Source organism: Allofrancisella inopinata, from assembly GCF_012222965.1.
GTDB lineage: Bacteria > Pseudomonadota > Gammaproteobacteria > Francisellales > Francisellaceae > Francisella > Francisella inopinata.
Genome location: NZ_CP038241.1, coordinates 154,655 through 168,857, shown reverse-complemented (window position 1 = coordinate 168,857; position 14,203 = coordinate 154,655). Strand labels below are relative to the sequence as shown.

The following is a 14,203-nucleotide window of genomic DNA, read 5'->3' as shown; positions in this document are numbered from 1 at the left end:
TTTTTACCACCAAGGTCCCACACCAAATCTGACCATGCATGCTACCACTACTACCCAAATGAATGTTAGTGGAATAAATATTTTCCATCCAAGACGCATGATCTGATCATATCTATATCTAGGATATGTCGCTCTTATCCATAAGAACATAAACATAAATATACCAGTTTTACCGAATAACCAAACTGTTGCTGGGACAATATTAAAGTAGCTCTCTAACGAAGTTCCTTGGAAAGGTGAATTCCAACCACCTAAGAACATAATTGCCGTTAGGATACTTATTAATATCATATTTGCGTATTCTGCCAAGAAAAATAACGCAAACCTAGATCCTGTATATTCTATATGGTGTCCAGCTACAATTTCAGATTCACCCTCTACAACATCAAAAGGTGCTCTATTAGTTTCTGCAATTCCTGATATAAAATAAACTATAAATAGTGGAAATAGCGGGATAAAATACCAATGTAAAATACCACCTTGCTGGGACTCTATAATACCAGTTATCCCCATTGAACCTGATGCTATTACAACGCCGACTATTGCAAAACCCATGGCTAATTCATATGAAATAACCTGAGCACCTGCTCTTAAAGCACCAAATAAAGAATATTTACTATTTGAAGCCCAACCAGCTATCACAATCCCATAGATTGAAAAAGAAGTCATTGCTAAGATATATAATAACCCAAGATTCATATCTGATAGTACAACACCTTTTGCAAATGGTATAACAGCCCAAGCAGCATAAGCTGGTGCAAAAGCTAAAATAGGTGCTATAAAAAATAGATATCTATTAGAATTCGTTGGAATAATTATCTCTTTTAGAAAAAGTTTTAAAGCATCCATTATCGGTTGTAACAATCCAAAAGATCCTACCCTATTTGGACCTATTCTATCTTGCATATAGCCAATAACCTTTCTCTCAGCATAAGTATAATATGCAACCACTAAAATCAAAGGAACTATGATAAGCAAAACATAAAGTGAAGTCCAAAGAATATACTTTAACATGCCTATTCTCCTCCTTGAGCAACAATTTTAATATTTATATTATCGTTATGGATGAAAGCTTTATTTAAGCTTCTTGGTAGCATAAAGTTTTTAGAATGAAGGCTCTTATCAACCATTACATCTAACTGTAATTCATTATCTATATTGTAGATTTTTATACTTGCCTGAGTGTCTTGTAAACCTAGCTCACTTGCTAGAGCCTGAGATATTCTAACACCCTTGAATCTTTGTGCGTCTTGGGTCTGTTGGAGTGGCTTAGCTCTTCTAAGTAAGCTTGAGGAATCATACATAGAGTTAGAGGCTACAAAAGCTACGCTTTTTTCATAATCAAGGTCAGTATTAAGAATTTGTCTCACATGATTTGGAGTAACACGCGCTCGAAAATTATAAGTATCATCTGAAATTTCTGTAATAGTATTATACTCAAAACCTTCTAAACCTAATAAATTACCCAAGACTCTTAAGATTCTCCAAAGTTCTTTATTATCGGCATATGGTTTGACAGCTTGCTTGAACTCTTTTTTATTACCGAAAATATCAATAAAACTACCTTGCGTCTCATAATGAGTAGCTACTGGAATGATTATATCTGAAACCTCTTTAGTAAACTTGTCTGCAAAAGAGGTAAAGCTTACAACAACATCTATCTCTTCTAGAGCCTGCTTAAGTTTATCTTCACCATATAAAGCATCCTTGGAAAGCTCTGTGTGAGTAGTAAGTAGAAGTTTTGTCTTTGTTTGTCCATTCAAGCACTTATAAGTACTAAAATCAGCTTTAGATGAACTTAGAATTCTATCAGCTGCTACAGAGTTAACATTACTAGCTAAAAAGCCTCCTCTTACATGTGTAACTTTTTCAAGTATCGCAAATATACTAAACACTGTTTCAAAACAGTTATTATTTACTATATCTTGGCCAATTATAATCTTAGGATTATTTGCAGCAATTATCCTATCTGCAACATCTCTAACCTCACCTGCGGGATCGACTTTTCTCAAAATATCATTTAGCTCACCATAAGCAATATTTGCTCTAACAAAGATAGCCTTTAAAAGAGATAAAGTTATATAGCGAATGTGATCAGCTGCTAATTTAACCTGACTTACACTATAATTAAAATCATAATCACAAATATTCCATGCAACGGCTTTAGCTGAATTTTTCTCAACAGCTTCCTTAATAGCAATATTTATTAGTGGGTATTCTTTTCTAACATTAGAGCCCAAAATAAGAATAAAATCACTATTTTTAATATCATCATATGAGCAGCTAAGCCCTTTACCAGAACTAACTCCTGCAGAATTAGTAAACTGTCTAATCCTAGCATCTATATTAGAAGAACCTAAAGCTTGAATTAGCTTTTTCATCAAAAACATTTCTTCAGATGTGGATGTTTCTGAGACAATAGCAGATATACTATCAGCTGTATATTTTTCTCTTGTATGCTCGATAGCAACTTTCACAAAGTCCAGAGCTTCTTCCCAAGAAACTTCGACCCAACTACCAGATTTTTTAATCATTGGTTGCTGAATTCTATCTTCGCTGTACAAACCAGTGTACTCAAATCTATCTCTATCAGCTATCCATGTACCTGTTATCTGGTTTTCTGCTGGTACAACTCTTACAAGTCTATTCTGGTATACGTGAGCATTAATATCTATGGCTAAACCATCCCCGGCAGATACTGTTGGAAACTGTTTTAATTCCCATGCTCTTGCCTTAAATCTAAATGGCTTAGATGTAAGTGCTCCAACTGGACAAAGGTCTATAACGTTACCAGAAACTTCTGAATTAACCATATCTCCAGAGATGTAAGTACTGATTTCAGAATGATCTGCTCGACCCATAACACCTAATTCTTTAACCCCTGCAACCTCTTCACCAAAACGAACGCAACGTGTACACAATATACATCTAGTCATATCAGTTGCAACAAGTGGTCCAAGGTTTGGATTAGCCACAGCTCTTTTAGACTCTTTATAGTCAGATGCCGTTTTGCCATAACCCATGGCTATATCTTGTAGCTCACATTCACCACCTTGGTCACATATTGGGCAATCAAGAGGATGGTTTATAAGTAAAAACTCCATCACATCTTTCTGCATTTGAAGAGCTGTCTCAGAACGAGTTTTGACCTTCATACCATCCATAACAGGTGTAGCACATGCAGGGGATGAACGTCTTGCACCCTCTACATCAACCAAACACATACGGCAATTCGCTGCTACAGATAATTTTTTATGATAACAAAACCTAGGGATATAAATACCATTAGCATCAGCTATCTCAATTATAGATTGATTAGGTAAGGCTTCATAACTTTTACCATCAATCTCTATATTTATTTTTTTGGACTCTTTATTGTCTGACACAGAACCACTCCAATCAACTATTGATCCACAATACTTTTACCATTATTTTCAATCATATAAACAAACTCTTCTCTGAATTTGCGTATATAGCTCTGTACTGGCCATGCTGCTGCATCACCTAAACCACAGATAGTATTACCTTCTATATTTGTAGCTACTCTTACTAAAGTATCTATATCTTCTGGTTTTCCTTCGCCAGCAATTATTCTATGTAACGTGCGAGATAACCACCCTGTACCTTCACGGCATGGTGTACATTGACCACAAGACTCTTCATAATAAAAGTCTGCTAATCTTGCTAAAGTTTTAACTATACAAACAGTTTCATCCAATACCACTACTGCTCCTGATCCCAACATTGATCCGGCTGCAGAAATTGACTCATAATCCATATTCACTTTCATCATTTCTTCACCAGTTAATATCTGAGATGAACTTCCCCCAGGAATTACTGCTTTTAGTTTCTTGCCATTTCGCACACCACCACACATATCCAAAAGCTCACTAAACGGTGTGCCTAAGCTAATTTCAACAACTCTTTGTTGTTTCACATGCCCAGAAACACAAAAAAGCTTGGTACCACCACTTTTTTCTGTTCCTAAATTCTTAAACCACTCTCCTCCATGCTGTAGTATAGCAGGTACTGAGGCATAAGTTTCTGTATTATTGATATTTGTTGGTTTACCATACAATCCTTTAAATGCTGGAAATGGCGGCTTAAACCTTGGACGCCCTTTTTTTCCTTCAAGCGACTCTAAAAGCGCTGTTTCTTCACCACAAATATATGCTCCTGCGCCAACTGCTGAATAAAGATCAAAAGAAATACCTGAAGACTTAATATTAGAACCTAACAACCCAGTCTGATACGCCTCTATAAGAGCGTCCTCAAATCTTGCGATAGGTTCATAAAACTCTCCTCGCGTATAATTGTAACCTACTGTTGCCCCTACAACATACCCAGCTATAGCCATTCCTTCTATAAGTTGGTGAGGATTATTTCTAAGTATCTCTCTATCCTTACAAGTACCTGGCTCACCCTCATCGGAGTTACAAACTACATACTTTTGACCCGGTAAACTACGAGGCATAAAGCTCCATTTTAAGCCAGTTGGGAATCCTGCACCACCCCTACCTCTTAATCCAGAGATCTTTAACTGTTCTATAATTTGTTCTGGCGGAATCTTTTCGGTTAAGATCTTGTTCCAATAAGAGTATCCTCCCACAGATAAGTAAGACTCCAAGCTGTATGGCTTATCTAAATGCAGGGTACGAAAACAAACTTCATTAGCCATTTTTACTCCAAAGAATCAATTATCTGATTCACTTTATCTATAGTTATATTTTCATAAAAAACCTTATCCACCTCTAGCATAGGTGAACCACAGCAAGCTCCTTGGCACTCAACTTCTTTTAGAGTTATCCTACCATCATTTGTTGTTTGACCAGGCTTAATTCCTAACCTTTTTTCAATATGAGCCAAAATATCATAAGCTCCATTTAACATACATGATACATTGGTGCATAAATTAAGCTTATGTCTACCAACTGGTTCTAGGTTATACATACAATAAAATGTAGCAACCTCATAAACATCCACCTTACTAACTTGCAAATATTCCGCCAAAGCAGTTTGCAAATCATCAGTTAGGTAGCCACCATTACTATCTTGCAATACATGTAAACCTTCTAAAATAGCAGATCTTCTTTGATCTGCAGGAAATTTACTTAAAACTCTTTCTAATTCTTCTCTCGCTTGTGGCGGTATTAGTTCTATTAAAGACATTATTTTCTACCTATCTACATCACCAAACACAACATCTATTGTCGAAATGATAGCTGGAGTATCAGCTAACATATGCCCAGATAACATTTCATCCATAGCACTAATATGAGCAAAACCAGGTGCTCTCATTTTCAATCTGTATGGCTTATTTGCACCATCTGATTTGATATACACTCCAAATTCACCTTTTGGATGCTCAGTTCCAACATATACCTCACCCTCCGGGGTACAATATCCTTCAGAAAAAAGTTTAAAATGATGAATCAATTCTTCCATACCATTTTTCATAGCATTTCTGCTTGGGGGAGCAATCTTATAATTGTCAGATAAAACTGGACCTGGATTAGCTCTTAGCCAATCTATACACTGTTTTATAACTTTATTAGACTCCCGCATCTCTGCCATTCTGACTAGATACCTGTCATAGCAGTCGCCATTTTTTCCTATAGGAATATCAAAATCAAGCTTATCATACACTTCATATGGTTGTGATTTTCTAAGATCCCAAGCCACACCACTACCTCTTAGCATCGGCCCTGTAAAACCAAGAGCTTTTGCTCTGTCTGCAGTTACAACACCTATATCAACTGTTCTTTGCTTCCAAAGCCTATTATCAGTAAGTAAAGTATCAATTTCACCTAATGATTTATCAAAATCTACAACAAAATAGTCTAGAAAATCTAGCATACTTCCTTGTCTTGACTTGTTCATTTTTTTAGTCTTTCTTTTGCTAGAGAATCGACTTTTTTCATACTGTGGCATTTGGTTAGGCAAATCTCTTGCTACCCCACCAGGCCTAAAATAAGTTGCGTGCATTCTAGCACCTGAAACTGCCTCATAACAGTCAAAAAGATCCTCTCTGACTCTAAAAGCATACAGAAATACTGTCATTGCTCCCAAATCAATTCCACAGGCAGCAACCCATAAAAGATGATTTAAAATTCTTGTCATTTCAGCAAACATTACTCTGATATACTTTGCTCTTTCTGGAATTTCCAAAGTAAGTAATTTTTCTATAGCCATGACATAAGCATGCTCATTACACATCATCGATACATAATCTAACCTATCCATATAGCCTATACTGTGGTTATATGGTTTAAATTCAGCTAGTTTTTCCGTACCTCTATGTAATAGCCCCACATGTGGATCGGCTCTAACTACAGTTTCACCATCAAGTTCTAATATAAGTCTTAATACACCGTGTGCTGCAGGGTGAACAGGTCCGAAATTTAACGTATAGTTTTTATATTCTGCCATTATCACAAATCCATAAATTATTTGTCACGAATGACTCTAGGAGTATTAACCCTATCATCAATCTCTACAGGTTCATAAACCACTTTACCAAGATTTTCATCATATCGCATTTCAACATAACCAGTTTGTGGAAAGTCTTTTCTTAATGGATGCCCCACAAAACCATAATCAGTAAGCACCCGCCTTAGATCTGGATGGTTATTAAAGTAAATACCAAACATGTCATAGACTTCTCTTTCAGCCCAGTTTGCTGAAGGCCATAAATCATTTACAGAGTCTACGATGATAATTTGAGCATCTTTTAGTTTACACTTAACTCTGACACGTACATTATTCTTCATACTTAAAAGCTGATATATGACTTCAAACCTGTTATCAAAGCCACTTTCTACAAATCCTTGCTGGCGGCCACGAGAAAACCCTGTTTGAGAAACTTCTTTTCCAACCTGCCAATCAGTTTGACCATATGTCAAGTAATCAACTGCTGTAACATCACTTAACTGCTCAAAAGAATACCCTTCTTTTAGCTTCTGCAATACTTGATATATGTCTTTTTGATGTTTTATAGCTATATTTATTTCTTTGTGAGCAATACAACAATAAACATCAAATCCTTCTAGAACCTTTTTAATATTCTCTAAATGAGGATGTAAAGGAATACTCACAACTATTTCCTCGCTATAGTATTTGTTCTAATAATCTTATTCTGTAACTGGATAATCCCATAAACCAGTGCCTCAGCAGTAGGCGGGCAACCTGGAACATAAATATCCACTGGCACAATCCTATCACATCCTCTAACAACAGAATATGAGTAATGGTAATAGCCACCACCATTTGCACAGGAACCCATAGATATTACCCATTTAGGGTCTGGCATCTGATCATAAACTTGTCTTAAAGCTGGAGCCATTTTATTACAGAGGGTACCAGCCACTATAAGAACATCAGATTGTCTTGGTGAAGGTCTAAAAACAACACCAAACCTATCCAAGTCATATCTAGCAGCACCAGCGTGCATCATCTCTACTGCACAACAAGCTAGACCTGTAGTTACCGGCCACATAGAGCCTGTACGCACCCAGTTTATAAGAGCATCCGCACTAGCTGTGATAAAACCCTTATTTTCGTTACTTATTCCCATTCTAAAGCCCCTTTCTTCCAACCATAAATCAAGCCTAAAAATAGCACTGTTAAAAATATAATCATTGCAAAAAATGCATGGTTAGATATTGCCGGTGTTGTAGCTGTTGCTCTTAGGTTTATTCCCCAAGGGATAATAAAAGCCAACTCCAAATCAAAAACTAAAAATAATACTGCAACTAAGTAAAATCGAACGTCTAGTTTTTCTCTAGCATCTCCAAAAGTTGGAAAACCACACTCAAACGTTTCATTTTTACTCTTACTTGGGTTATTTGCACCTACAATAATCGAAATAACCTTACCAGCTACAGCAAAAACAACACCCACAGCAAAGGCTATAATTAAAAATATTAATATCGGAGCAAATTCTAAGTAAACATTTGTAGTCATAGGAAGAATTTTCATAAATAGGTTATCTCAATATGATACCACAATTGAAAATTAAGTACAAAATAACAGCAGCCGGATACAGGGTAAACGCATCTAAATTATTTAAGAAGTAGTTTGATAAAACATTTTTTAGTTTATTCTTATAGTCATTGACCCAATATTACCAATAGCTACCTATGATCTATCCCGTCAATTTGGGACACATTAGATGTCAAAAATAGAAGAAAGAAATGAGATACAAAAGGTATACTCACGTGTAGTATATAAAACGAAATACGCCTTTACCTCCCTTACTTTCCAGTCTTTAATTCTATACAAAATTCTCATAGATAACGAATAATAAATCATCTTAGCAAGGGTAAATATTTGCAATAACACTTACAATTATGTCAAAATCTATTAAGCTTCAGCCCAAAAAAAGAAAAGATGAACTCAAAAAATCTAGATCTGAAAGAATTTGGCTTTAAAATTACCCAACCACGTTTAGAAATACTAAAATTATTTGAGGAAAATAAAGATAAACACCTGAGTCCTGATGATGTTTTCTCTAAACTTAAATCTCAAGGTAGTAGCATTGGTATTGCAACAGTGTATAGAGTTTTAGGACAATTTGAATCAGCCGGCATAATAAATCGACTTAAGCTTGATAACGAGCAAGTAATGTATGAGCTAAATCAAGGAGGTCATCACGATCATATAATCTGCATCAAATGTAATAAGATACAAGAGTTTTATAGTGAAGAAATTGAAAAACTTCAAAAGCAAATAGTTGAGTCATTAGGTGCAGAAATTATAGATCACAACCTTAATATATATGTCAAATGTAAAGCTTGTCGAAGGAAATAATTTTACAACAAAATTTTGGATACATAAATGTCCCAACAATTTAGCTTAGATGACTCTAAAAAAGGATAAATCTTAAATGTCAAAGGAAGAAATTTTAAAGAAAGTAATATCCAATATACAGGAAAACCTTTTATTTTTAAGTAATATAAAGCAAGGTCATAAATATAAGTTAGTTATCAAAAACTCTAGTGGGCTGATACAAAATGATACATCTTCAACTATAGGAAGGGCTTTTCATGGCATTAAACATACAAAAATTTGCTACAGTGATAATTTCTGGCCTTTTTATAACATCTTATTTTATTTTAGGGCGTCAAAAGAAGAAGAGTTAAAAAAGCCAATCTATAACGCAGGTATTGGGATATACTTTTTAGCTGAAAGTTTATATAAAAATGATACATCAAAATACACAAAATTATATGAAATAGCATCTGATTTTCAGTATTTCACTGCAGGTATTAATGACTGGAGTTACGGACTTTTAAATTTAAGCAGTCATTTTGAGTATTTTTTTCATTTTTATAATTTCCCTATGACTCGCTTGATTGGCGGCGATTAACATTTTCCTTTTCAACGCATAGTGATTTTTATTTGAAGCAAGTTTTAGTTTTTCAAGTTCAATAAATGCACCTATAGATAAACCTATATGGTTAAGCTGAGTAGTAATTACAGATGTAGGTGATTTAGCAAGACTAGCGTTTTGTTTTATACTTCGATGATAAACTTCTATATTCCATCTTTTTTGATAGATATCTTCTATGTGGTTACTCTCTAGGTTTAGATCATTAGTAATTAAATAAATCTCACCTGTTGAATTGTCCCCGTTTTTGAAGACTTGGCGAGTAACCACAAGACTATATTTTATATCTTTTAAATAAATTTTCATAGCCTCATTTTCTAGCAATCCTAATTCATCTAACCTACAGTAGTTACCAGCAAGAGCATTAGCTTTACTCTTAGCAACTAAACGATTATTTGCTATACCTATTACATACGAGAGTTTATGTTTGTTAAAGAATTTCAAATTAGTTTTAGAAGCAAAATATCTATCAGCTACTATATAATCAAAACTAGAGAAATTCTTAATAATTTTCAATATCAGTTTTCTTGCCAGTTCATTAATTGTGTAGCGTGCTTTACGCTTTAAGCGCTCCATACCTGCTTTATCTTTTTCTACTACAAAGTTTTCCTTAGTTTGTACTTCAAAGCCTACAGGAATATTAGCATCTCCAACGTGGATTAAAGCACTAATAAGATTGATGCCTTTAACTGCTCTACCTACAGAATGATCATAAAACCAGTTTACTACCTCATTGACCATACTATCAGATTTAGGACTTATTGTATTGTCTATAGATAATATCTTTGGCTTATCTTTGTAGGCGTTTAAAATACTTTTACCTTTTAACCAGACATATTTACTTTCATAACTACCAACTTTTAACATCCGAGAAAAACTATCATGCTTTACTAGTTCATCTAACATACTTGAACACATTGTCGCACTTGCTTGGGAGTTTTGACATAATAAATATTCAGTATATAGATTGGCTAATTCACGTTGTTTCATTTTTAGAACATAACATAGTTGATGTAATTATAAATTAACACATAGAAAACTTTTTCGCTTTAACTTTTTCCCAAAAGTCCGTAACTCCAGTTAATGAGGGTTTTTATGAACACAAGATGCTACCAAAACTCAAAGTCGTAGCTCCATCTACTTTTTCACGCACATACGAAAATTACAACAAGTTACAAAGTAAAGACTACAAATCATATGATGATTTTCAGAAAGAACGCTATCTTCTTCAAATTAAATTTTCTAGTTATAAAGAGCAAGATCAATATTTTGACCAAGTCCTAAAACATATAGATAGCAATCAGTTTAACTTAGCTCAATATTTACGTATTAACTTTAAGGGAAACTACTGGTATCTTCCTGAAGACCAATCAGAATTTATTCCTCAATATACTGGTGGAGTATGTGTTGGAGCATCAGTCCTTTATATATACAAACTATATGAAAATAATGCTTCTTTTCATCAAAAATTTATAGTAAAAACCCAAACTGATCATAACCTCCAACTATTTGCAAATGCTGAAACTTATCAAGGTTTATATCAAAAAAAAGGCATGGATACTCTATATAACTACGTCAACCAACAAAAAAAAGATTTAAACATAGAATTACATGAAAAACAGGTTGATAGTCTACAAATTTCCTCTGAAAAAACAGAGTCTTTAGAGTCAATTTTACAGGCTGCTCTTCAAAAATATGAAACGATTAGAATAGGCATTAAATCAATAAAGGGTCTTCCTGGACACTCCTTAGTTATTACATCACAATACAATAGTATTTATGACCCTACATTTGGAGAAATCAGTTTCAATTCATCGGAAAAATTGATTAAGTTTTTTATTGATCTCATATTTAAAATATACGTTAGAGACCTATTTAAAATGAATTTACCATGGTGTCTCCAAAATATTATCATAAATGCTATTTACTCAACAAAAAATAATAAACTAAATTACTTAAGTCAAGAAGAAGCCGATCACTTTGTTTCTACTTCCGAAAGTATTTCAAAAATAGAAAATTCTTTCAGAGCAACTCCTAAACGTAAAAAAACCTTTAAAGGAATAAAAGGTAAGAAATAAACTTCTACCATACATTAAGTCGGTGAGTATTTTTTACTAAACATAAATTTAGCAGATTAGTCAGATTTTATACCAATTCCAACATAAATTGTTGCATTTATCCCAAAGGAGTTTATGACTAATTTAAGTTTTTGATGTGCAGGCAATAGCAGTGGCTATTGGCAAATATTAAAGGATTAAATTAGGTATGAAATACAAAGTTAGAAAGTACTAATATGTGTTGGAACTGGTATTACACTGTTATTTGAGTCTATAATTCTAAAACTATTATCCTGATATGAAAAAGTGCTTATATGAAATGAGAAGAGCAAAATATAATAACATAATTTTTTTATTTTAAACTTTATTTAAAAAAATCTAGCATTTCTGTTGTCACCAATACAAATTCATCATCAGAGCTAAAATCATTTCTATAATAATGCGAGCTTCTCCAATATGGAGTTAAAATTTTATAATTTGAGGTGGGAAGTAAATAAATATCTCCGTAAATATCACCTTCCAAAGCCTCATGTAATATACCTCTTGCATGGCATAATTTAGCTCCATGTCTGCATTTTGAGTAGTTTTTAGAAGAATCATCAAAGCCATTTGTAATAAATGGTCTATCATATTGCTCATAAAAATAACCATTCATTAAAAGAAAAGCATGATAACGACTAACCATTCCTCCTAGATTATTATTTCCTAGTAAAATAAATTCATTAGCTTTTATAAAAGCTATTTTCTCTTTTAAAACCATCTTATTAAACTTTTCGTTGGGCTCAAATAAAGTTATCTTTAGACCAAAAGTTTTGTTTAATAATGTTATAAAATCAGTTTTAAAATTATTATCTGACATAGATATACCATCTTTGATATATTTTAAAAAATTTTCTTTGAAGTCAAAATTTGAGCTGGTAATCGCATTTCTCATTTGATTTAAAACTAAGTTTTTATGTAATCCTTTTTTTATTATTAGGAAATTTACAGCAGCAGCTAACCAACAGAACTTGCTCATTGTTTCACCATGCTCATTATATTGAGTTACTAAATTCATTTTTTATCTCTCTTTTTGGTTATTTAATTATTGGGACTGTTGCACGCTGGAATTAGATGGGTGGTAACAAGGCAAAAATATTCGAAAAAGCGCAGTTTACATGTAGTAAATGAGCATTTTGAGAATATTTTTAACACAGTTAGAAACATATAATTTTAGTTTGCAACACTCCCATTATTTTATATTCTTTTAAGAAGAAACAAACATTCGTAGATAATAGCTTTTGAGAAATTTTGACAAGGGTATGCTTTCTAAAAGCTGCGAATATGAAATTAGACTTCAACAAACCCTCTCTTCTTTATTCTTAGATCTCTCTAAAATAGTGCCTTATACACTCTTTCCAAAACATGCTTACTATCTGTTAATAAATATAAGCTACTACCATTAGCTCCATAACCAGACAACTTTATATTAGAAATATTAGAAGCCTTTATAACCTTATTTAAAAGTTTTGGAAGTTTATCTAAATTGTTGCCTACAATAGCTGTTAGTGAAAGGTTACGCTCTATATCTATATCTATAATTATTTCATCCAATAAATTTAAATCTTTAATTATTAACTGCTCGATAGACTCTCCAACTTGAGTGATAACAAAAGAAAGGGAAGTTTCTGTTAGATTAACTATATCTGGGCTGACGCCATACCTCTTTAAAACCAAAAATACCCGATAAACTACACTTGAAACATCATTATTAGAAAATTTCACCTTTATTAGAGATTGACTTTTTCGTTCAGTAATAGCTCTGACTATACTTTTTTTATCTTTTGGTCCATTCTCGATATAAGTACCTCCTCTTTCTGGAAAAAAAGTCGAGCCTACAAATACTTTTGTACCACTTCGCATCACCGGCCAAAGTGTATCAGGGTGCAGAACCTTTGCCCCAAAATTTGTTAATTCAATAGCTTCATCAAAATTTATCTTTCTTATAACTTTTGATTTAGGTATTAACCTTGGATCTACCTGATGGATTCCAACAACATCTGTCCAAATATATAGTAAATCAGCTTTAACAGCCTCAGCTATAAGTGCTGCAGAATAATCACTACCACCTCTACCTAAAACTGTTGTCTCACTTTTTTCATTAGAACCAATAAATCCTTCTAAAACTACTACTTCTTCATGGTCTGACATATAAAGATTAGTTTGATCACTAATATCTTTTAGTGAAGGTTTTGCCCTAGTATAATTACTATCAGTTTTTATAATTTTCCTTGCATCAATATGTGAAGATCTTATACCATTCTTTTTCAAAGCTTGATTAAAAAGGACTGCAGAAACTCTCTCACCAAAAGATAATATTTGCGCGTGTAAACTTAAGTCAGAAGGGTAACTCTGGTATAACTTCTGACAAGAAACCTCAAGCTCTTTAAATAAAACATCTATATTTAGCCCTTCATTATTACCTACATACTCAACTATAGGATCTATAATTTGATAAAGCTCAAGGAAAAGTCCTTTATAACTATCTACATTACTCACTATAAGTTTTTCAAGTAGATTAGTTACCCCAGCTTGAGCACTTACAACGATAATTTTTATATTTTTGTTGCTATTTACTATTTCTATGCACTTTTGAATAGCTGAAACATTACCTACACTAGTTCCACCAAATTTTGCCACACTAAATTGTTTTGTCATGAAAAGTTAAAAATATTTACTAATTAAGTATTGCATTAGAATATAATATAAATGATAATGA

14 protein-coding genes are annotated in these 14,203 nt (G+C 33.3%); 3 read left to right on the top strand and 11 right to left on the bottom strand.

Translation table 11 applies throughout. From position 1 onward, the window contains the following. Positions 1–3: 3 nt before the first annotated feature. The 8 genes from nuoH to ndhC are packed head-to-tail and all read right to left on the bottom strand — an operon-like array spanning position 4 to position 7,962. The gene (gene nuoH / locus E4K63_RS00745) at positions 4–1,014 is read right to left on the bottom strand and encodes an NADH-quinone oxidoreductase subunit NuoH (protein WP_133942372.1); all 1,011 of its coding nucleotides are present in this window, start codon (positions 1,012–1,014) and stop codon (positions 4–6) included. A 2-nt stretch (positions 1,015–1,016) separates the two neighbouring features. Further along, positions 1,017–3,386, bottom strand: coding sequence for an NADH-quinone oxidoreductase subunit NuoG (nuoG, locus tag E4K63_RS00740; protein ID WP_133942371.1), 2,370 nt, complete (start codon positions 3,384–3,386; stop codon positions 1,017–1,019). A gap of 17 nt (positions 3,387–3,403) precedes the next feature. Next, positions 3,404–4,678, bottom strand: a complete 1,275-nt coding sequence (gene nuoF, locus E4K63_RS00735; RefSeq protein WP_133942370.1) for an NADH-quinone oxidoreductase subunit NuoF — start codon at positions 4,676–4,678, stop codon at positions 3,404–3,406. A 2-nt stretch (positions 4,679–4,680) separates the two neighbouring features. Further along, complete coding sequence (locus E4K63_RS00730) at positions 4,681–5,169, bottom strand: NADH-quinone oxidoreductase subunit NuoE family protein (protein WP_133942369.1); 489 nt, start codon at positions 5,167–5,169, stop codon at positions 4,681–4,683. Positions 5,170–5,175: 6 nt separating this feature from the next. Further along, complete coding sequence (locus tag E4K63_RS00725; protein WP_133942368.1) at positions 5,176–6,429, bottom strand: NADH-quinone oxidoreductase subunit D; 1,254 nt, start codon at positions 6,427–6,429, stop codon at positions 5,176–5,178. A gap of 17 nt (positions 6,430–6,446) precedes the next feature. Continuing rightward, the gene (locus tag E4K63_RS00720; RefSeq protein WP_133942367.1) at positions 6,447–7,100 is read right to left on the bottom strand and encodes an NADH-quinone oxidoreductase subunit C; all 654 of its coding nucleotides are present in this window, start codon (positions 7,098–7,100) and stop codon (positions 6,447–6,449) included. After that, a complete protein-coding gene (locus E4K63_RS00715) occupies positions 7,097–7,573 on the bottom strand; it encodes a NuoB/complex I 20 kDa subunit family protein (RefSeq protein WP_035720791.1) in 477 nt (158 codons plus the stop codon). The genes E4K63_RS00720 and E4K63_RS00715 overlap by 4 nt, the downstream gene beginning before the upstream one ends. Then, positions 7,564–7,962, bottom strand: a complete 399-nt coding sequence (gene ndhC, locus E4K63_RS00710; protein WP_133942390.1) for an NADH-quinone oxidoreductase subunit A — start codon at positions 7,960–7,962, stop codon at positions 7,564–7,566. The genes E4K63_RS00715 and ndhC overlap by 10 nt, the downstream gene beginning before the upstream one ends. A gap of 426 nt (positions 7,963–8,388) precedes the next feature. Here ndhC and E4K63_RS00705 point away from each other — a divergent pair, with 426 nt between their 5' ends. Both E4K63_RS00705 and E4K63_RS00700 read left to right on the top strand, forming a co-directional pair. After that, positions 8,389–8,808, top strand: coding sequence for a Fur family transcriptional regulator (locus E4K63_RS00705; RefSeq protein WP_133942366.1), 420 nt, complete (start codon positions 8,389–8,391; stop codon positions 8,806–8,808). Positions 8,809–8,884: 76 nt separating this feature from the next. Beyond that, positions 8,885–9,367: a hypothetical protein gene (locus E4K63_RS00700; protein WP_133942365.1), complete on the top strand. Its 483-nt coding sequence runs from the start codon at positions 8,885–8,887 to the stop codon at positions 9,365–9,367. Here E4K63_RS00700 and E4K63_RS00695 read toward each other — a convergent pair. Next, entirely contained in the window at positions 9,296–10,378 is a 1,083-nt protein-coding gene (locus E4K63_RS00695) for an IS701 family transposase (RefSeq protein WP_179965672.1), read from the bottom strand. The genes E4K63_RS00700 and E4K63_RS00695 overlap by 72 nt on opposite strands. 116 nt (positions 10,379–10,494) lie before the next feature. Between E4K63_RS00695 and E4K63_RS00690 the strand changes: the two genes are divergently transcribed. Further along, a complete protein-coding gene (locus tag E4K63_RS00690) occupies positions 10,495–11,466 on the top strand; it encodes a hypothetical protein (protein WP_133942264.1) in 972 nt (323 codons plus the stop codon). A 343-nt stretch (positions 11,467–11,809) separates the two neighbouring features. On the opposite strand, the gene E4K63_RS00685 is transcribed toward E4K63_RS00690, so the two are convergent. Together E4K63_RS00685 and E4K63_RS00680 are read right to left on the bottom strand one after the other, a co-directional pair. Beyond that, positions 11,810–12,502, bottom strand: coding sequence for a hypothetical protein (locus E4K63_RS00685; RefSeq protein WP_133942263.1), 693 nt, complete (start codon positions 12,500–12,502; stop codon positions 11,810–11,812). 314 nt (positions 12,503–12,816) lie between these two features. After that, the gene (locus E4K63_RS00680; RefSeq protein ID WP_133942262.1) at positions 12,817–14,142 is read right to left on the bottom strand and encodes an aspartate kinase; all 1,326 of its coding nucleotides are present in this window, start codon (positions 14,140–14,142) and stop codon (positions 12,817–12,819) included. Positions 14,143–14,203 lie beyond the last annotated feature (61 nt).